The sequence below is a fragment of the Acutalibacter intestini genome (assembly GCF_034334985.1).
In the GTDB taxonomy this organism is placed as follows: domain Bacteria; phylum Bacillota; class Clostridia; order Oscillospirales; family Acutalibacteraceae; genus Acutalibacter; species Acutalibacter intestini.
The window spans coordinates 43,741-61,940 of record NZ_JAWXXL010000019.1 but is presented as its reverse complement, the minus strand read 5'-3'; the positions used below and the strand labels follow the sequence as shown (position 1 = coordinate 61,940).

The 18,200-nt window shown below is 57.0% G+C and carries 17 protein-coding genes; 3 read left to right on the top strand and 14 right to left on the bottom strand.

The window, feature by feature from the left end; all coding sequences use genetic code 11:
* Positions 1 to 148: 148 nt before the first annotated feature.
* Positions 149 to 946 (top strand): hypothetical protein, encoded by a 798-nt coding sequence (locus tag U8U68_RS13755; RefSeq protein WP_322201728.1) that lies wholly within the window; start codon positions 149 to 151, stop codon positions 944 to 946.
* A gap of 65 nt (positions 947 to 1,011) precedes the next feature.
* Here U8U68_RS13755 and sigG read toward each other — a convergent pair whose 3' ends face one another.
* Together sigG and U8U68_RS13745 are read right to left on the bottom strand one after the other, a co-directional pair.
* On the bottom strand, positions 1,012 to 1,782 hold the full coding sequence (gene sigG / locus U8U68_RS13750) for an RNA polymerase sporulation sigma factor SigG (RefSeq protein ID WP_322201726.1): 771 nt from the start codon (positions 1,780 to 1,782) through the stop codon (positions 1,012 to 1,014).
* Between the two features lie 654 nt (positions 1,783 to 2,436).
* Complete coding sequence (locus tag U8U68_RS13745; RefSeq protein ID WP_322201724.1) at positions 2,437 to 3,708, bottom strand: chloride channel protein; 1,272 nt, start codon at positions 3,706 to 3,708, stop codon at positions 2,437 to 2,439.
* 228 nt (positions 3,709 to 3,936) lie between these two features.
* Here U8U68_RS13745 and U8U68_RS13740 point away from each other — a divergent pair, with 228 nt between their 5' ends.
* Entirely contained in the window at positions 3,937 to 6,171 is a 2,235-nt protein-coding gene (locus U8U68_RS13740; protein ID WP_322201722.1) for a glycoside hydrolase family 3 protein, read from the top strand.
* Positions 6,172 to 6,472: 301 nt separating this feature from the next.
* Here the strand turns inward: U8U68_RS13740 and U8U68_RS13735 are convergent, their stop codons facing one another.
* From U8U68_RS13735 to U8U68_RS13680, 12 genes are all read right to left on the bottom strand, one after another.
* Positions 6,473 to 6,808, bottom strand: coding sequence for a DUF3784 domain-containing protein (locus U8U68_RS13735; protein WP_322201721.1), 336 nt, complete (start codon positions 6,806 to 6,808; stop codon positions 6,473 to 6,475).
* A 28-nt stretch (positions 6,809 to 6,836) separates the two neighbouring features.
* Complete coding sequence (gpmI, locus tag U8U68_RS13730) at positions 6,837 to 8,348, bottom strand: 2,3-bisphosphoglycerate-independent phosphoglycerate mutase (RefSeq protein WP_322201719.1); 1,512 nt, start codon at positions 8,346 to 8,348, stop codon at positions 6,837 to 6,839.
* The gene (locus U8U68_RS13725) at positions 8,345 to 8,527 is read right to left on the bottom strand and encodes a hypothetical protein (RefSeq protein ID WP_322201717.1); all 183 of its coding nucleotides are present in this window, start codon (positions 8,525 to 8,527) and stop codon (positions 8,345 to 8,347) included. Before U8U68_RS13725 ends, gpmI begins: the two co-directional genes overlap by 4 nt.
* 90 nt (positions 8,528 to 8,617) lie before the next feature.
* Positions 8,618 to 9,388 carry a triose-phosphate isomerase gene (gene tpiA / locus U8U68_RS13720; RefSeq protein ID WP_322201715.1) on the bottom strand — a complete coding sequence of 257 codons (771 nt, stop codon included), beginning with the start codon at positions 9,386 to 9,388 and terminating at the stop codon, positions 8,618 to 8,620.
* A 427-nt stretch (positions 9,389 to 9,815) separates the two neighbouring features.
* A complete protein-coding gene (locus U8U68_RS13715) occupies positions 9,816 to 11,030 on the bottom strand; it encodes a phosphoglycerate kinase (protein ID WP_496196384.1) in 1,215 nt (404 codons plus the stop codon).
* A gap of 222 nt (positions 11,031 to 11,252) precedes the next feature.
* Positions 11,253 to 11,600 carry a GNAT family N-acetyltransferase gene (locus U8U68_RS13710; RefSeq protein WP_322201711.1) on the bottom strand — a complete coding sequence of 116 codons (348 nt, stop codon included), beginning with the start codon at positions 11,598 to 11,600 and terminating at the stop codon, positions 11,253 to 11,255.
* 74 nt (positions 11,601 to 11,674) lie between these two features.
* Entirely contained in the window at positions 11,675 to 11,941 is a 267-nt protein-coding gene (locus U8U68_RS13705; protein WP_322201709.1) for a hypothetical protein, read from the bottom strand.
* A gap of 29 nt (positions 11,942 to 11,970) precedes the next feature.
* Entirely contained in the window at positions 11,971 to 12,603 is a 633-nt protein-coding gene (locus U8U68_RS13700) for a hypothetical protein (protein ID WP_322201707.1), read from the bottom strand.
* 60 nt (positions 12,604 to 12,663) lie between these two features.
* A complete protein-coding gene (locus tag U8U68_RS13695) occupies positions 12,664 to 16,125 on the bottom strand; it encodes an FtsX-like permease family protein (RefSeq protein ID WP_322201705.1) in 3,462 nt (1,153 codons plus the stop codon).
* 13 nt (positions 16,126 to 16,138) lie between these two features.
* Positions 16,139 to 16,798: an ABC transporter ATP-binding protein gene (locus tag U8U68_RS13690; protein ID WP_322201746.1), complete on the bottom strand. Its 660-nt coding sequence runs from the start codon at positions 16,796 to 16,798 to the stop codon at positions 16,139 to 16,141.
* 230 nt (positions 16,799 to 17,028) lie between these two features.
* Entirely contained in the window at positions 17,029 to 17,187 is a 159-nt protein-coding gene (locus tag U8U68_RS13685) for a hypothetical protein (RefSeq protein WP_322201703.1), read from the bottom strand.
* Between the two features lie 134 nt (positions 17,188 to 17,321).
* Positions 17,322 to 17,855, bottom strand: a complete 534-nt coding sequence (locus U8U68_RS13680; protein WP_322201701.1) for a tRNA (cytidine(34)-2'-O)-methyltransferase — start codon at positions 17,853 to 17,855, stop codon at positions 17,322 to 17,324.
* 121 nt (positions 17,856 to 17,976) lie between these two features.
* Here U8U68_RS13680 and U8U68_RS13675 point away from each other — a divergent pair, with 121 nt between their 5' ends.
* Entirely contained in the window at positions 17,977 to 18,168 is a 192-nt protein-coding gene (locus U8U68_RS13675; protein ID WP_322201699.1) for a hypothetical protein, read from the top strand.
* Positions 18,169 to 18,200: the final 32 nt, after the last annotated feature.

Here is an 18,200-nt window from a genome sequence, read left to right as displayed (position 1 = left end):
AAAAATGTAAATATTCTGCGAACAAACTGCAAAACCTGTTGCGATATTTAGAAATAGGGGCTATAATATTTTTAGACGTACAGGAGAGCAGAAAGGAGGCGGTGAATAGCGGGTGCAAGGCGGCGTCTTTGCGGCAAGGAGGCATAAAATGAAAAAATTAGCAAGTCTTTTGGTCATGTTCGCGTTTGTGGGCGTATTCGCGGTGTCTGCTTCGGCCTCTAATGAAATGGAGGAAGCTGTACGCCAGCGCTATTTGGAGCAAGGATATACAGAGGTTATCCATGACCCTGGAATTGCTCTCCAGGCAGATAGTCCAGATGAGGTTCTAAGTTTGGCCTACATGGATATTGAAAAGGCCGATGAGGAAATGAAAGAAAAGATTCTGGAAGCGCGCAACAAGGTCATTGATCGGTATGATTGGTCAGCGGATGATGTGGTCGCCTATGTAGTAAATGATGAGGATCGTACATTTGAAATTGATCCTCATTTCAGTGACCTTTTCCCAGGCTGGGACTTGCCGGTTGTGAACGCACCGGTTGAGGATGAGAAAAGCCCACAAAAAGGAGAAGGTGGCATAGCGCCTTATGGAGATGCCGTAACTACTAGGTGGGTCTGTAAAGACGTATATGTGCAAAAGGCGGTGGAAGGAATCCTTACAGGTGCATTTAAAACAGTTGATTCCGTTTCAAATAATACTTATATTAATGGGATTACTACCATCGCATCTTCGTTACCTTCCGGAGTGACGAAATATAATTTGGGCTATACCAATGAATCCACAGGAAGATCGATTTCATCACGGCGAAACTTAGACTTTACGTCTACTAAAATCGACTATTATGGAATTGACTTTGATGTTCGGGTCCACGGTAAGGTAGGTGTACGTGCAAGTAACTATCAGAAGAGCGGCTATGGAAGCTTTGTAGTAGATAGAACTGCATATTAAATTAAAACGGAATGAGAAAAAGGACCCACCCCACCGGGCGGGCCCTTCTTTTTTGCGGCTGGGGGCTAGGCCCGTATCTCCGCCTTAATCTTCCCCAGGGCTCCCTTTTCCAGCCGGGAGACCTGGGCCTGGGAGATGCCCACTTGCCCGGCCACCTCCATCTGGGTCTTGCCTTCCAGGAACCGCATGGAGAGAATGCGTTTTTCCCGGTCGCTAAGGTTGTGGATGGCCTGCTTAATGGCAATTTCCTCCAGCCAGTCCTCGTCCTTTCCGTCGCCCACCTGGTCCATGATATATACCGGATCGCCTCCGTCCGAGAAGGTAGGCTCGTACAGAGAAACAGGCTCCACAATGGCCTCCAGGGCCACCACCACGTCCTCACGCTTCAGCTCCAGTTCTTGAGAAATCTCCTCTACCGTGGGTTCCCGGCCGTTCTGGGCGGTAAGGCGCTCTTTGCACTGAATGGCCTTGTAGGCGGTGTCCCGCATGGAGCGGCTGACCCGCACAGAGTTGTTGTCCCGGAGAAAACGCCGGACTTCGCCAATAATCATGGGTACTCCATAGGTGGAAAACTGTACCCCCTGGCTTACATCAAAGTGGTCGATGGCCTTCATCAGGCCAATGCACCCCACCTGGAACAGATCGTCGGGATTCTCGCCCCGGTTGCCAAAACGCTGGATCACGCTGAGCACCAGCCGCAGGTTGCCATGAATCAGCTTTTCTCTGGCTTCCCGGTCGCCGTCGTGGCTTCGGATGAGCAGCTCCCGCATTTCGTCACTTTTCAGCACCTTCAGTTTCGCGGTGTTCACGCCGCATATTTCCACCTTGCCTTGCATAAGCAGGGCCCCCTTCCAAGTTTTAGGAGGCGCCATACCTCCATGAATGGTTTTTCAGAGGTATTGTTTGCATTTTTTGCCGGGTTTAAACCAAGGCCTTTGGGCAGCCAAAAGTCAAAAAACCTTCCATATATAGAGATTTCCTATAAGGGAGAGAAAAAAATTTTTTCAGTCTGGTTGTGCTAAAACAGTTTACAAGCGGCAGGCGCTTTTACCCATAAAACGGGCGAAGGTGCCGCATGAAATTGGTAGCAATCCTCAAACGCCTTTTTAGGGCTTGTTTAAAACATGGAAAACGCCGTCTTTTTACCCAGAAGCGGCCCTCTTCCGCGTCGAAAATCCTCGTAAAACCGCAAGGATTCCTTGCGGTTTTCTCCCTGGAAGCGGACCACTTCGGGTCAAAAATCCGCCATTTCCTCTATGTTCCAACAAGCCCTAGTCTTAAAAGATATTCTGGCGGGTATTTGGAATGACAAAAAGGAGTAAGCAGCGGCAGTTTTGCGGGGCGCCCTACGGTATGCGGATTTTTATTAAAACGGAACCCCCCGGAGCATTCCAGGGGGATAATAAGTCCTTCGTTTTCCTCTTGTGTAGGGATAGAGAATTTCCTACTTTGGAAACTCTGCCAGGTAGATGTTCCTTATAGGCCGGAAATTAGTGCGTGTTCGTGTCAAGGGTTCTGTGCTTCACCTTTGAAAAGCGGATGACCTGGCTGCTGTACAGCCCAAAATAGCCCGAGAGCACAAAGCTGACCGCAATGGCCAGAGCGAATAGCCCCAGCTCACCGGTAGAGAACAACTCGGCAGCCAAAAAGAGCGTGGCAATGGGGCAGTTTACCACAGAGCAGAATAGGGCGCACATTCCCACAGCGGCGGCAAAGCTTGGGTCTAGGCCCAGCAGTGGACCCACCGCGCAGCCAAAGGTAGCTCCCACAAATAAGGTGGGCACGATCTCGCCCCCTCGAAAACCCGCGACCACACACAGGGCCGTTAGGATAATCTTCAGCAGAAACGCCCAGGGAACTGTTTGGCCGCCTACAGCCTTTTCGATGATATGAGCTCCCGCTCCAGTGTAGTCGTACAGACCGAACAAGACCACCAACAAGGTCATAAGAACCCCTCCTAACACGATGCGCAGGTAGGAATTTTTTATCAGCTTCTCCGCCCAGTGTGCTGCTTGATGCAGGGCCACACATAGCAGAATGCCTACCCCGCCGCACAGGGCCGCCAGCAAAGCGGTCTGACCCGCTGTGGCTGGTGTGAGGCCGGGAATGCTGCCGGATAGTTCAAACCGCATGGGGGGAACCCCCAGCAGACCGCTAATAAAGAAAGCGGTATAAGAGGCCGCCACACAGGGCAGAAAGGCGTTGTAAGAGATAGACCCCACCACAATGACCTCCAGCACAAACACAGCCGCCGCAAGAGGCGTGCCGAACATGGCGGAAAAACACGCCGCCATGCCGCACATGGACAAAACCCGGACATCGTCCTCGTCAAAACGGAGCAGCTCGCCAAAATTGTGCCCTAGAGAGCCCCCCAGCTGCAAAGCCGCGCCCTCCCGGCCCACCGAGGCCCCGAACAGGTGGGAAAGCAGGGTGCCCGCCACAATGAGTGGGGCCAGCAAAACCGGAATATGCTCGTTGGTGGTTACAGACTGGATGATCAAGTTAGTCCCAGTGCCAAAACTAACTTTACACAGCCGGTATAGCAGCAGAGTAATCAGACCCGCACATGGCAGCAGCCAGACGATCAGCGGGTAAGTCTGGCGCGTCTCGGTAGCACGGTCGATCAGAATATGAAAGCAGCTTCCCAAAAAGCCGCAGACCGCCCCTATTGCCAGGGCCGCTATGACCCAACGCAAAAATGCCAACAAATACTGCCCAACATCTTTGGAGGCCATCAACATACGATCTTCATTTCTTTGCAAGAAAGCCACCTTCTCATCCGGTAAAATTTTCTTTCAGATTTCAGTATACTCTCTTTCTCTTGGTTCTGCAAGGGGGATAAAGAGAAAAGTAAAGAAAATGCCGTGGCATAGGGGGGATGCTTGAAATTTTTTTACAGAATGGTTTGCTTGTATGGTGAATATTCTGTTGACATTGCTCTAATAAGTGCTTATAATTATAGTGTTAACACAATTTCAAAGGAGGTTGCTATGGCTGAAAAAGAGAAACGCGCTGCTGCTTACCAGGTATACAAAAATCCAGACGGACCGGACATCGGTACCGCTGGAGCCAATGTTTTAGAGGTGGACGGGCTCTATTTTAAAGATTTAGCCCGCACTGGCTGCCTGCTACCCTATGAGGATTGGCGGCTGCCCGCTGAAGAGCGCGCCCGGGACCTGGCCGCGCGCATGAGCGTGGAAGAGATCGCCGGGTTAATGCTCTACTCGCCCCACCAGATGGTGCCGTGCCCCGCCCAGGGGCCCTTCCCCGGCACCTACGGCGGCAAGACCCTGGATGAGAGCGGGGCCGAGCACTGGGCCCTGACGGATCAGCAAAAAACTTTTTTGGAGAAAGATCACGTGCGCCACGTGCTGGCTATGACCTTGGAAAATGCCCGGGTGGCTGCCAACTGGAGTAACGGCCTGCAAAGTTTTGCCGAGGCCCTGCCCTGGGGCATCCCAGTGAACATATCCAGTGACCCCCGCCACGGCGCCGCCAAGGCCGGGGCGGAGTACAAAAGTGGTGCGCAGGATGTTTCTAAGTGGCCGGAAGGGTTGGGTATGGCCGCTACCTTTTCTCCCGAGACCTGCCGGGCCTTTGGAGACGCGGTCTCAAAGGAGTGCAGGGCTCTGGGCATCACCACGGCCCTGTTCCCCCAGGTAGACGTGGCTACCGAGCCCCGCTGGATGCGCCTGGAGGATACCTTTGGCGCCTGCCCAGACCTGGTGACAGACTTCGGCAGGGCCTACTGTGATAGCTTGCAGACTACCCAAGGCGCCCCTGGCGGCTGGGGTAAGGACAGCGTCTGCGCTATGGCCAAGCACTGGCCCGGCGGCGGCCCCTGCGAGGGGGGCCGGGACGCCCATTATCCCTTCGGAAAGTTCGCCGTGTACCCGGGACAGCAGTTAGACGGCCACCTAAAGCCCTTCCTGGAGGGGGTTTTTCAGTTGGACGGCCCCACGGGCAGCGCCTCGGCCATTATGCCCTACTACACGGTGAGCTGGGGGCTGGACCCTTCGGGCAAGAACATGGGCAACTCCTACAGCCAGTACATCATCCACGACCTGCTGCGGGAAAAATACGGCTACCAGGGCATTGTCTGCACCGACTGGGGCATTACAGGCGACCCGGTGCCGGAGGTGGACTCTTTTGGCAGCCGCTGCTACGGGGTAGAGGACCTGACCGAGGGCCAGCGGCACCTGCTGGCCATAGAAAATGGGGTAGACCAGTTTGGGGGCAACTCGGCGGTAGCCCCGGTGCTGGAGGCCTACCGGCTGGGCTGCCAGAAGCACGGCGAGGCCGCCATGCGTAAGCGTTTTGAAGAGTCCGCCGTGCGGCTGCTGCTGAATATCTTCCGCTGCGGCCTGTTTGAGAACCCCTACCTGGACCCCGAGGAGAGCGCCGCCACGGTGGGCCGGGAGGACTTTTGCCAGGCGGGCTTTGAGGCCCAGCTAAGGTCCCTGGTGCTGGTAAAGAACAACGGCGCGCTGCCCCAGCGGGAGCGGAAAAAGGTGTATATCCCAGACCGGCATGTGGCGGCGGGCAAGACCTTCTTCCGTACGCCCATGCCCGCTCAGACTATCCAGCCGGTGGAGCGGGCCCTGGTGGAAAAATACTACGACTGGGCCCAGTCCCCGGAGGAGGCGGACTTTGCCCTGGTGTTTATGGAGAGCCCCCTCTCCGACGGCTATTCCCAGGCAGACCGGGAGGCCGGGGGAAACGGCTACCTGCCCGTTAGCCTGCAATACAGGCCCTACACCGCCCACGCCGCCCGGGAGGAGAGCGTGGCTGGGGGCGACTTCCGGGAGGACTTTACCAACCGCTCGTATAAGGGCAAGACCACGGTAGCCCGCAACGAGAGCGACCTGGATCTGGTGCTGGACACCAAAAAGGCCATGGGGGAGAAGCCGGTGATTGTGGTGCTGCGGATGCACAACCCCACGGTACCGGCCGAGTTCGAGCCCTATGCGGACGGAATTCTCGTTGATTTCGGGGTGCAGGGCCAGGCGCTGTTCCAGATGATCAGCGGCGGAGCCCAGCCCAGCGGTCTGCTGCCAGTGCAGATGCCGGCCCATATGGAGACGGTAGAGCGCCACTGTGAGGACGCCTCCCTGGATATGGAGCCCTACACCGACAGCCAGGGCCATGCTTATGACTTCGGCTTTGGCATGGACTGGTCCGGGCCTATTGAAGACGGACGGGCCCAGCGGTACGGAAAGAAATAATATAGAAAACAAAAGACCGGCGCAGCCATTTTGCTGCCGTCGGTCCTTTTCGTATCATTTTATTAGACTTCTTGCGAAAAGAAAATAGTTATTAATTACTCCTAAACATAGTATTAGAAAACTAGAACGGTCCTGGTGCGAAGAGTTGGCCCTGTCAACTCTCGGCGCCTGGTGGGGGTTGGGGGTGAGTGTCTGTCGGTGGCAGATAAGCTGCGAACCGACCGAGACGCAAAGCCCCAAGGGTCCTGCCGTAGGGCGCGCTCCGTGCGGAGCGGCAGCTATTTCGCAAAAAGGAGGTCTTTTATTTGCGGAACCGCCCGCCGGTATTGCACCAGGCCACCGCGAAGCCGCACAGCCCCAGCAGCAGAACCAGGTACACCCAGGTGATCCATGGCAGGCTAAAACAGAACAGCCCCACCCCATACAGTATGGTGGCCAGCCCGCAGGCCAGCAGAATCTTCCCGGTAAACCGGGCCAGGGCCGGACCGTCCCACTGGGCTTTTTCCTGGGCGCTCATGGTGTTATATCCAGCCACTAACCAAGCGCCCTTGCCCATCAGCAGGGGAACAGACAGGCCGATGAGGGACAGGGCTACGATCATCAAAATGACAAAGCCTACTATATCCGTTGAAGTCATAGCAGTTTACCTCATCTGGAGTCTCTTTTTATTTTATAATGCTCTCGCCGCTCATCTCGGCGGGCTGGGGCAGGCCCAGCACTTTCAGCATGGTAGGGGCAATGTCCGCCAGGCGACCGCCTTCCCGCAGCTGGCAGGGGTGGTTGATCACGCAGAAGGGCACCGGGTTGGTGGTGTGGGCGGTAAAGGGCGTACCGTCGTCATCCACCATCTTGTCGGCGTTGCCGTGGTCCGCAGTCAGCAGGATGCAGCCGTCCATCTCTTTCACGGCAGCTTCCACCCGGCCAATGCAGGCGTCCACAGCCTCCACAGCCTTGACGGCGGCCTCAAACACGCCGGTGTGGCCCACCATGTCGCAGTTGGCATAGTTGAGAATCAGGGCGTCGTATTTGCCAGACTTCACAGCCTCCACCATCTTGTCGGTAACCTCGTAGGCGCTCATCTCCGGCTGTAGGTCGTAGGTGGCTACCGCCGGGGATTTTACCAAAATCCGGTCCTCGCCGGGGTACTGCTTCTCCACGCCGCCGTTAAAGAAGAAGGTCACATGGGCGTACTTCTCTGTCTCGGCAATACGCAGCTGGGTCAGGCCCTTATTAGAAATATATTCGCCAAAAGTGTTCTCCAGGCCCTCGGGCTTGTAGGCCACGTCTACGTTAGGCATCGTTGCGTCGTACTGGGTCATGCACACGTAGTTGAGGGGGAAGAAGCCCTTTTTGCGCTCAAAACCGGTAAAGTCTGGGTCTACCAGGGTGCGGGTGATCTCCCGGGCGCGGTCGGGGCGGAAGTTGTAGAAGATGATAGAGTCCCCCGCCTCAATGGGCTGGGCGCCCTGGCACACTGTGGGCACCACGAACTCGTCGGTGACCTTCTGGTCGTAGGAGGTCTGCACCGCGCACACGGGGCACGCGGCCTCTAGGCCTTCGCCATACACCATAGCGGCATAGGCCTTTTCCACCCGCTCCCAGCGGTTGTCCCGGTCCATGGCATAGTACCGGCCCATCACAGTGGCCACCTGGCCCAGGCCAATCTCCTCCAGCTTTTCCGCCAGCTCCTTCACATAGTCTTTGCCGCTGGAAGGGGGCACGTCCCGGCCGTCCAAAAAGCAGTGGACAAAGACCTTTTCCACGCCGATATTCTTGGCCATGCCCAGCAGGGCGTACAGGTGGGTGTTGTGGCTGTGCACGCCGCCATCAGATAAAAGGCCCATAAAGTGCAGGGCCTTGCCGTTCTCTTTGGCAGACCGCATGGCGTGCAGCAGGGCGGGATTCTTCTCCATGTCCCCGTCCTGGGCGGACTTGGTGATACGGGTCAGCTCCTGGTACACAATGCGGCCCGCGCCAATATTGGTGTGGCCCACTTCGCTGTTGCCCATCTGGCCGTCGGGCAGGCCCACGTCCATGCCGGAGGCCCCGATCTTTGTGACGGGGTTCTCCTTAAGGATGCGGTCCAGGTTAGGGGTCTTGGCGGCCACAATGGCGTTGCCCTCATCCGGGGCAATGCCGAAGCCGTCTAGAATCATCAAAACAAGGGGTTTTTTCATGCTGTACTTCGGTTCCTTTCGTTATTACTTTTTACGGTGGAGGAGGCTGGCCGCCAGCTCCACGCCGCGAACAGCAGCCCGCCCAAAAGGCAGACCAGGGACATCACCGGCAAAAAGGGCCCCAGGCTGTCCAGCGCCAGCTGAAAGGTGACGTTGTTGGCCAGTTTACCGGCGGTCAAAACGGCCGCGCACAGGGATTGGGCGATCTTGAACAGCGCGGCCAGCACCCACAGGGTGTGAACATAGCGCCCGCAGCGCTCCTACACGGCTTAGCCCTCGGTAGCGGCCTTTACGATGGTGGCAAAGTCCTGGGGCTTCAGGGAGGCTCCGCCGATGAGGCCGCCGTCCACGTCGGGTTGGGCCAGCAGCTCGGCGGCGTTAGCGGCGTTCATAGAGCCGCCGTACTGAATGGTGATGCCGTCCCCAGCGGCGCAATTGTACAAATCCTTAATGGTCTGGCGGATCAGGGCGCAGACCTCGTTGGCCTGGGCGGCGGTGGCGGTTTTGCCGGTGCCGATGGCCCATACGGGCTCGTAAGCAATGATAATACGCTTCAGCTCCTCCTCGCTAACCCCGCCCAGGGCGATTTTGGTCTGTAGGGCGCACAGCTCGCTGGTAATGCCCTGCTCCCGCTGCTCCAGGGTCTCGCCCACGCAGAGGATTACGGTGAGGCCCGCGTCCAAAGCGGCGCGCACCCGGTCGTGTACAGTGACGTCGGTTTCGCCAAAGTACTGGCGGCGCTCGCTGTGGCCGATGATGACGATTTTCACACCCATAGAGGCCAGCATCTCAGCGGAGATCTCTCCGGTGAACGCGCCGGACTTGGCCCAGTGGCAGTTCTCCGCGCCGATCTGGATGTTGGTGCCCTGTGCGGCCTCTTGGGCGGCGGAAAGGTCCACAAAGGGGGCGCAGGCCACCACGTCGCAGCCCGCGTCCTTTACCAGGGGTGCGATGGCGGCAATGAGCTCTTTGGCCTCGGCGGGGGTCTTGTTCATCTTCCAGTTGCCGGCAATAACGGCTTTGCGCAGTGCTTTGTTCATGGTAATTATTCCTCCAAAGTGTTTTGCAAATTTTTCCTAAATCTTTACAATGAGTTTTGACTTTTTCTCGGGATCATTTTCAAGCTCGGTGTCATCCGGCGCGTCAATAATCATACGCAAAAAAGCGCGGAACTGCATGTCAGTTGGTCCTATAGAAAATTTTCCTTGCGGTGGCCGGTTTGTGGTCTGGTATATTCGAATTCAGCCTTTCACCGTTCATTTTAGTCCAGCAGGGCGGTACTCTCCAGGTCCTCAATCCTTTTTTTTCAGCAGCTTGTCCTTTTGGGAAGGGGCCCGTTCCGCGCAGATTCATTTCAGCGGGCTAATCACCAGCCGCAGGAACGCGCCAAAAACCTGGTCTTTCATAGACCGATCCTTCTTTCACAAGAAAGAGCGGAGTCATCCCCCGCCCTCCCGTATAGCAAAATTATTTCTCGTTCAGGCAGGCAATACCAGGCAGCTCCAGGCCCTCCAGGAACTCCAGGGAGGCGCCGCCGCCGGTGGAAATGTGGGTCATCTTCTCCGCGAAGCCCAGCTTCTCTACCGCCGCCGCGCTGTCGCCGCCGCCGATGATGGAAATGGCGCCGCTTTCGGCCACAGCAGAGGCTACGCCAATGGTGCCCTTTGCGAAGTTGTCCCACTCGGAGACGCCCATGGGGCCGTTCCACACCACGGTGGCCGCGCCCTTAATAGCCTCGCTAAACAGCTCAATGGTTTTGGGGCCAATGTCCAGGCCCATCCAGCCCTCGGGAATACTGGTGGAGTCCACTACCTGGCTCTCGGTGTCGGGGTCAAACGCCTTGCCTACCTTGGTGTCCACAGGCAGCAGGAACTTCACGCCGTTCTTCTGGGCTTTTTCCAGGGTAGCCTTGGCCAGCTCCAGTTTGTCCTCTTCGCATAGTGAGGTGCCAATGCCATAGCCCTGGGCTTTGAAGAAGGTATAGGCCATCCCGCCGCCGATGATCAGGGTGTCTACCTTGCTGATCAGGTTGTCGATCACGCCGATTTTGTCAGAGACCTTCGCGCCGCCCAAAATGGCCACAAAGGGGCGCTTGGGCTCGGTCAGGGCGCCGCCCATGACGGTGATCTCCTTCTGGATCAGGTAGCCGCACACGGCAGGCAGATAATGGGACACTCCTTCGGTAGAGGCGTGGGCCCGGTGGGCGGTGCCGAAAGCGTCGTTTACATAAATCTCGGCCATAGAGGCCAGCTCTTTGGCAAAGGCGGGGTCGTTCTTGGTCTCTTCAGCATGGAAGCGGATGTTCTCAATAATCATCACGTCGCCGTCTTTCAGAGCGGCGGCTTTGGCTTTGGCATCGGGGCCGATCACGTCCTTGGCCATAGTCACTTCTTTGCCCAAAAGCTTACCCAGCTCGGCGGCCACAGGGGCTAGGGAGAACTTGGTCACATCGCCCTTAGCGGCCTCCAGGGCCTTAGCGGTGGCCTCGGCCTGCTCGGCCTGGGGCATAGCGTCAATCTTTTTCTTTTCCTTCTTGTCCAGCTTCACGGTATCGTTAAAAATATTGTGGGGACGGCCCATGTGAGAGCAGAGAATCACCTTGGCGCCGTGATCAGAAAGGTACTTTACAGTGGGCAGCGCGCCTACAATGCGCTTGGTGTCGGTGATTGCGCCGTCCTTCATAGGGACGTTAAAGTCGCAGCGGACCAGAACCCGCTTGCCGGCTACGTCAATGTCCTCAACGGTCTTTTTGTTCAAATAGTTCATGTTGGAGCACTCCTTTTGTATAGAGATAAGGTGGCGGTAACGAACAGCCTACTACCAAATATTGTATAACAAAACGCGGCTGTTTGCAAGTAGAACTTTGCGAAAACAGCCGCGCGAGGGTAAATTTTCCAGGGATTCCTAAATTCGAAAGGCATAAATATCCGCCTGCTGTCCTTCATGGGTAAAGCTGCGCTGGTAGACGCCGCCGTTACGCTTGATTACCTTTACCGAGGGGAGGTTTTCCCGCTCCACAGAGATATACAGCGCTGTCAGTCCCACCTCTTTGGCCCGGTCCAGCACCTGCCCCAGCATCTGCCCCGCATAGCCTTTTTGGCGCTGGCTGGGCCGCACACTGCAGCCGCAGTTGCCCAAGTCTGCTAAAAAGTCATTGAGAGTATGGCGTAGGTCAATGATGCCCACAATCTTGTCCTCTCCGTCCATTGCGAAAAACGTGTCGGTTCGCACCCAGCTAGGGCGTGTTCCCATAAGCAGAGTATGCGGATTTTGGAGTAAATTTTTGTCAGATTCAAGACGAAAATTCGCAGACGTACTCGCGTACTTCAAGAATTTTCAACGAAGAAGATGACAAAAATTTGCCAAAAAGACGCGTACGAACGCTTATGTGAACACGCCCTAGGGCTTACGGTCTCTGGGGCCGCGTTTTTTGTGACGCTATCCAGCCAGTCCTCATAGCACTCGGTTTGGTCCAGCAGCTCGCTGCCAAACATCACCGGCTCGCCGGAACTGAAAAATTCCTGCCGAAAAGCCAGCGCGCGCTCCTTGTGGTTTTGGCGGGGAACTTCCAGATGAATCCGTTTGTTTTTCATGATAACATACGCCTTTGCGTATTCTTTGTTTATGGATCGGATGAACGCTCTCCCTCCGCGTCCTCATAGCACATTCGCTGTGCCGTAAGGGTTTGTAATATCTCGTCAAAGACTTTCTCCCGTTGAAGGGAGGTCTCATAGTAGGGCAGGCCCAGCTTTTGGCACTGGTCCCGAATCATTCGGCTTTGTTCCACCAGGTATTCGCAGCCCTCCATGCGCTCTTCGTCAGAGAGACAGTAGCTGTAGTCCTCTGGCGTATCATATTTTTTCTGGATGTCAAAGCGCTCCTGAGGGGTTACGTCGGCGGTAAGAAGATAGAAAATATCGCAGACCGCCGGGTTCAGGAACTGGGTATAGTCCTCTGGCAGAAGTTGGTACATGTCAATGACCATAGGCCCGTTTTTCTGGTCGTATTCCTCTTGGCTGGTCATAACCTCCAGGAAAGGGGCCATCTTTCCGCTGATGATGCGGAGAATCTCTGCCGAGGGCTTCCCTGCGTTTACAGCGATGCCGGTGTCCACCCCGGTTTGGGGGAAGCAGCGTTCGAACCCGGCGATCACCGCGTCCATGGAGATATGCTGCCAGCCAAAGGACTGGGCCACCCGGCGGGCCAGGGTGCTTTTGCCAGACCGGGGCACCCCGGCAATGATGAGATGTTTCATGGTGAGTCTCCTTAATGAATTTCTAGATGAGACAGCGCGGTGCCCGCGCCCCTTGATTCCCTACTCCGGCGCCTTCATGCTTTCCACCATACTGATATTTGCCAGCTTCTTATACATCACCAGGCTTACTAACAGGCTGAACAGGAAGGTCAGCAAAGTGGCGAATATATAGCTGAGGGGGTAGATATTCCGGCCGAACATTACTAGGTCCACCTCTGCGGTGCGGATGACAAACTGGTGCAGCACAACGCCCAGCAGCAGCCCCACCCCGGTTCCAATCAGGGTCAGCATGGCGGACTCACGGTAGATATAGGCAGCCACCTCGCTCTGGTAAAAGCCCAGCACCTTGATGGTGGCCAGCTCTTTTTCCCGCTCGGTAATATTGATGTTGGTCAGGTTATATAGCACTACAAAGGCCAGGGCCCCCGCCGAGATAATGAGCACCAGCACAATGGAATTGATGCTTTGCAGGCTATTATGAAAGCTGGCGGAAAGCTCTTTGGTAGAGGTGGTCATGGCCACGCCGCCGCACTGGAGCAGGTCCGTGGTCAGGGCCTCTTCACCGCCCCGGGGGCCCTCTTCCGGTAACTTACATAATAGGGAGTTTACCGTGGCTTCCTGGCCAAAGGCCTCCTGGTAGGCAGCAGGGGAAAGGTATAGGTAGTGGTGTACATAGTTTTCGCAAATATCGGTTATGACAAAGCTGGCCTGATCTTCATCCTGATTTTTCACAGTAATACGATCTCCTACCGAGAGACGGTGGCGCTCCGCCAGCTTTTCTGTAATAATGACAGAGTTTTCGTTATAGTCCACAGGCTGGCTGTCTGTGCGGTGGCGGAAGTGGAAAAACTCTGGCAGCCGGTCCCCTTGGGGTGTGGCGAAAATAGTCACACTGTCCTCTGGCCGGCCCGCTTCTGGTATCACCGTGCCACTGTCCTGTAGGGCGGGCAGGTAGTCCAGCACCCGGTCCTTACCGGACAAAATCTCCATAAGACCAGGAGTTTCCAAAGCCTCGCTTTCGTTTAGGGCCACAATAAGCTGATACTGGGACAGCTGGGTATATTGCAGTTCCACAATGTCGGAGATGGAGTCCCGTATGCCAAAGCCTGTCACCAGCAGAGCCGTGCACCCGGCAATGCCCAGCACGGTCATGAAAAAGCGTTTTTTATAGCGGAACAGGTTGCGGGCGGTTACCTTTTGGGTAAACTTCAGGCGGCTCCACAAGGGGGTGATATATTCCAGCAGAATGCGTTTGCCCGCCTTGGGGGCTTTAGGCAGCATCAGCCGGGCAGGGACCTCCTTTAGGGCGTGCCAGCAGGCAGAGAGGGTGGCCGTCAGGGTACACAGCACAGCCGTTACCGCCGAGACCAGCGCCAGGGTCCAGTTAAAGGGCGTCAGCGCCTGGGGCAGGTCGTACATGATATTATAGGCATTCACAATAATAGTGGGGAACAGCCACATGCCCACAGCCACCCCCGCCGCGCAGCCGAAAAGACTGGCCGCGGCGGCATACAGCAGGTACTTGGCGGCAATGGAGAGGGAGGAATACCCCAGGGCTTTCATGGTGCCAATAAGCTGCCGCTCTTCCTCCACCATGCGGGTCATGGTGGTCAGGGCCACCAGCGCGGCCACCAGGAAGAAGAACACCGGGAACACCTGGGCAATGGCGGCAATCTTGTCCGCGTTGTCCGCGTAGCTGGAAAAGCCCGCGTTGTCCTTTCGGTCAAAGATATACCACTCGCAGGCCTCTATTTTGTCGATATCCGCCTGGGCGTCATGGATCTTCTCCTCCGCGTCGGCCAGTGCCCGGTCCGCGTCGGTCCTGCCAGTTTCGTACTCATCCCAGCCCTGGGCCAGATCCTTTTTGCCATCCTCCAGCTTTTGCAGGCCCTCGTCATAGTCGGCCTGTCCCTGGGCCAGGTCCTTTTCCGCCTGGGCAAACTCTGCCTCGGCGTCCCGCATGGCCTGCTGCAAGGCGGCCTCCGAGCGGTCCAGCTCCGCCTTTTGACTGGTAAGCTGGGCCTGCTGCTGTTCCAGCTGGGTTAGCTGGGCGTTTAGCTGCCGCTGGCTCTCTTCCAGGCGGGTCCGGGCCTGCTGGGCCTGGGCCAGGCCTGTGTGATACTGGGCCAAACCTGTCTCTATGGCCTGCCGGGCCCCGGCAGTGTCTGTGCCTTGAGCAGCCAGGGCTTCCAGCCCCGCTTTTAGTTGCGCAAAGGCCTGGGCGGCTTCTGGGGCCAGCTGTTCCAGCTGGGAAATCAGAGCTAGGGCGCTTTGGTCGCTGCCGTCTCCGGCAGGTAGGCCCAGCTGGGCGGCGGTCTGTTCCAGCGCTGCTTTTCCCTGGTCCAGAGCGTCCAGGTTGGCCTGGGTCTTGTCCAGCTCCTCTTTGGCTCCGGCCAGTTCCGCTTCGTTGGCGGCCAGCTCTTCAAAACCTCCGTTCAGCTGGGCTTGGGCGGTGCGCAGCTGGGCCCTGCCGCTGTCGATCTGGCTTTGGTAGCCGCTGATCTGGTCCCGGCCATCGCGAATCCTTTGTTTGGCATCCGCTGTTTCCGCCTGGTATTTGGTCCGCCCCTCTTCCAGCCCCTTGCGGCCGTCAGCCAGCTCCTGTTCGGCGTCGGCCAGCTTTTGTTCGCTGTCGGCCAATTTCTTCTCTCCGTCCTGAAGCTCCTTTAGGGCTTTCTCCAGCTCTTCCTCAGCCTCTTTTTTCCCATCTGCATACTCTTTGCGGGCGTCGGCTAGCTGGGCGTTGGCCTCGTCCATAATATCTTGATACCGAATCCCCGCCCGCTGCTCTCCCAGGGCTTCCAGCTTTTCGGCAGCGTCCGCCACCAGTTGCTCATAGGCCCCGTCAAAGGCGTTCAGCTCTTGAGAACCCTCCAAAGTCAGATAGGCCGTGGTATAATAGTCCTGGTCAAAGCTCTCGGCTACGGTATAGGCCATGAGCCCCAGAGAACCCGATCCGGCGGTGGTGTATTCCTGCTCTAAAGACATATATAGCGGGGTTTTAACCGTACCCACCACAGTAAGCCGCCGGGGCAGGGCTTCGTTTTCCTCCTCCAGGGTCAGGGTCTGGCCCACCCAGTCGCTGCCCTTGAAAAAGGACTTGGTCAGCACCACCGCGCATTCGCCAGCCTTTTGGGGCAGCCGTCCCTCGACCAGTATAGGGGTGTTAATACGGGCCCCGCCGCTTTCAGCCAGGGTGTGCAGCCGGGTGGTATAGGCGTCCCCTTCTTCCGAGCGCAGTACCAGGTCCAGGTCGTAGGCTGGCTGAACGTCCGCCACGCCCTCGACCTGGGCCAGAGCCGTTATATCATCCTCTGTCAGCCCCAGGGTAGACACAGCCCGCAGGTCAAACATGTTGCCCTGGTCACAGTAGTTGTCCGCGGAAAGGCGCATGTCCAGGGGCGAGGCCAACACCCCCGCCAAAAAGCCGGACCCCAGAGCCACAATGGAGAAGATGGCCAAAAACCGGGAAAGGCTGTGGCGGATGGTGCGCCAAATGGACTTGAGGTACGTTTTTTTCATAGCGAGGGCCTCCTTACCACTCGATGTCCTCCACTGGGGTGGGGTGGGGGTTCACTTGGTTGGAGATGGCCTTGCCGCTTTTAATTTTTATAACCCGGTCGGCCATGGCGGTCAAGGCCCCGTTGTGGGTGATCACCAACACGGTGCGGCCGGTTTTCCGGCAGGTCTCCTGCAAAAGGCCCAGCACAGCCTTGCCGGTGTTGTAGTCCAGCGCGCCGGTGGGCTCGTCGCACAAGAGGATCTTAGGGTTCTTGGCCAGGGCCCGGGCAATGGACACCCGCTGCTGCTCGCCGCCGGAGAGCTGGGCTGGAAAGTTGCGCAGCCGGTCCCCCAGCCCCACACCCTCCAGGGTGGTTTTGGCGTCCAGAGGATCTGGGCAGATCTCGCTGGCCAGCTCTACATTTTCCAGGGCGGTTAGGTTCTGCACCAGATTGTAAAACTGGAACACAAAGCCCACGTCCGTGCGGCGGTAGGCGGTAAGCTGCCGGGAACTGTATTCGCTAATCACCGCGCCGTCCAGCAGAATGCGGCCCTCATCGCAGGCGTCCATGCCCCCCAGCATGTTTAGCACCGTGGTCTTGCCAGCGCCGGAAGGGCCCACGATAACGCAAAATTCGCCTTTTTCCACAAAGAAGCTGATGTGGTCGGCAGCGGCGATTTTGTTTTCGCCCATGGCATAGAATTTGCAGACGTCTTGAAACTCGATAAAATGCACAGCGCACCTCCATATGGAAAGGGAAATGGTAAAAAAGCGGACACATTGCGCGGTGAAGGGGCGTTAGGCCCCTTCCGAGGTCCAGGGCGAGGAGCCCTGGCCGCCGGAGGCGACCTTGACCCTAAGGCCCTTAAAAGCGGCGCGAAGGAAAAAGGAGTGGGTCCACTGACTCGGCCCGGCCCACTGGGCTAAAGAGGCCCCCAGACCAGCGCCGCGCCCAAAAGCAGCGCCTTTCGGCGTTGCATAGCAACGCCGAAACAGCGGCCCGCCAGCACCTGGTCCCCCAAGAAGGGGCCCACCAACAAAGCAAAAGCGGCGGCAAGCCCAGTCCGATTCGCTAAGCCCATTATACCACAACTCCCCCTGGGCACGGAAGAGGGGGAGTTGTGAATTTTGTGAAAACAATGGGGGCTGGAGGCATGGTATTTAGGGAACGCGGGGCGGTTTTTTGCGGGTCAAGGAATTGAAAGGCAGCCGGGTTTTACAAATACTCAGACCCCGGAAAAGCCTCTTTGGCCGCGGCCCAGTCATAGTCCCGCAGGGCTCCGCCGCATTCCAGCTGGGGATAATCCCACTGGCGCAGCACCTCGAAAGTTCCGATGGCCACGGAATTGGCCAGGTTCAGGCTGCGGGCCCCGCCCAGCATGGGAATGCGCACACAGCGGTCTGGGTGGGTAAAAAGCAGGTCCTCCGGCAGGCCGGCAGACTCTTTTCCAAAGAACAGGTAGCACCCGTCGGGATAGTGCGGGTCGCTGTGGCGGCGCTGGGCTTTGGTGGAAAAAAAGAAAAATTCTCCAGTGTTTTTCTCAAAAAATTCGGATAGGCTATTATAGCGATAAAGGGACAAAAACCGCCAATAGTCCAGCCCCGCGTGGCGCAGCTTTTTGTCGTCCGGGGTAAAACCCATGGGTCCCACCAGATGCAGAGACGCTCCGGTGACCGCGCAGGTGCGGGCAATGTTGCCGGTGTTTTGTGGGATTTCCGGCTGGACCAGGACAATATTGAGAGTTGACATGATAAAGACCTTTCGCAGAAAAATTTACCCGGAATAAACGGGGACGGAGGCGGGAAACATGAGCATTAGGGCAGTATTGTGGCTGCTGAGAATCACAATTATATTATGGAGGTTTGACGCGATGTATAAGCAGACAATGAGCGTGGCAAAGGGCGTGGGCATGGGCCTGCTGGCTGGCACGGCGGTGGCCGTTATCGGCACAAAAGCTATGGGCGGCCGGCGTAGTAAGGCGGCGCACATGAAGAAAAATGCCAGTAAGGCCATTCATACGGTGGGCAATCTCATTGGCGACGTGGAGAAAATGATGCGCTAAACACCAAAGGGCTGGGGGCTGGCAGGGCGGTC

Coding starts and splice junctions, on each gene's coding strand:
- U8U68_RS13755 (WP_322201728.1), top strand. CDS start 149: ATGAAAAAATTAGCAAGTCTTTTGGTCATGTTCGCGTTTGTGGGCGTA.
- sigG (WP_322201726.1), bottom strand. CDS start 1,782: ATGCAAGGCAAGGTGGAAATATGCGGCGTGAACACCGCGAAACTGAAG.
- U8U68_RS13740 (WP_322201722.1), top strand. CDS start 3,937: ATGGCTGAAAAAGAGAAACGCGCTGCTGCTTACCAGGTATACAAAAAT.
- U8U68_RS13735 (WP_322201721.1), bottom strand. CDS start 6,808: ATGACTTCAACGGATATAGTAGGCTTTGTCATTTTGATGATCGTAGCC.
- gpmI (WP_322201719.1), bottom strand. CDS start 8,348: ATGAAAAAACCCCTTGTTTTGATGATTCTAGACGGCTTCGGCATTGCC.
- tpiA (WP_322201715.1), bottom strand. CDS start 9,388: ATGAACAAAGCACTGCGCAAAGCCGTTATTGCCGGCAACTGGAAGATG.
- U8U68_RS13715 (WP_496196384.1), bottom strand. CDS start 11,030: ATGAAGGACGGCGCAATCACCGACACCAAGCGCATTGTAGGCGCGCTG.
- U8U68_RS13710 (WP_322201711.1), bottom strand. CDS start 11,600: ATGGGAACACGCCCTAGCTGGGTGCGAACCGACACGTTTTTCGCAATG.
- U8U68_RS13705 (WP_322201709.1), bottom strand. CDS start 11,941: ATGAAAAACAAACGGATTCATCTGGAAGTTCCCCGCCAAAACCACAAG.
- U8U68_RS13700 (WP_322201707.1), bottom strand. CDS start 12,603: ATGAAACATCTCATCATTGCCGGGGTGCCCCGGTCTGGCAAAAGCACC.
- U8U68_RS13695 (WP_322201705.1), bottom strand. CDS start 16,125: ATGAAAAAAACGTACCTCAAGTCCATTTGGCGCACCATCCGCCACAGC.
- U8U68_RS13690 (WP_322201746.1), bottom strand. CDS start 16,798: ATGGGCGAAAACAAAATCGCCGCTGCCGACCACATCAGCTTCTTTGTG.
- U8U68_RS13685 (WP_322201703.1), bottom strand. CDS start 17,187: ATGGGCTTAGCGAATCGGACTGGGCTTGCCGCCGCTTTTGCTTTGTTG.
- U8U68_RS13680 (WP_322201701.1), bottom strand. CDS start 17,855: ATGTCAACTCTCAATATTGTCCTGGTCCAGCCGGAAATCCCACAAAAC.
- U8U68_RS13675 (WP_322201699.1), top strand. CDS start 17,977: ATGTATAAGCAGACAATGAGCGTGGCAAAGGGCGTGGGCATGGGCCTG.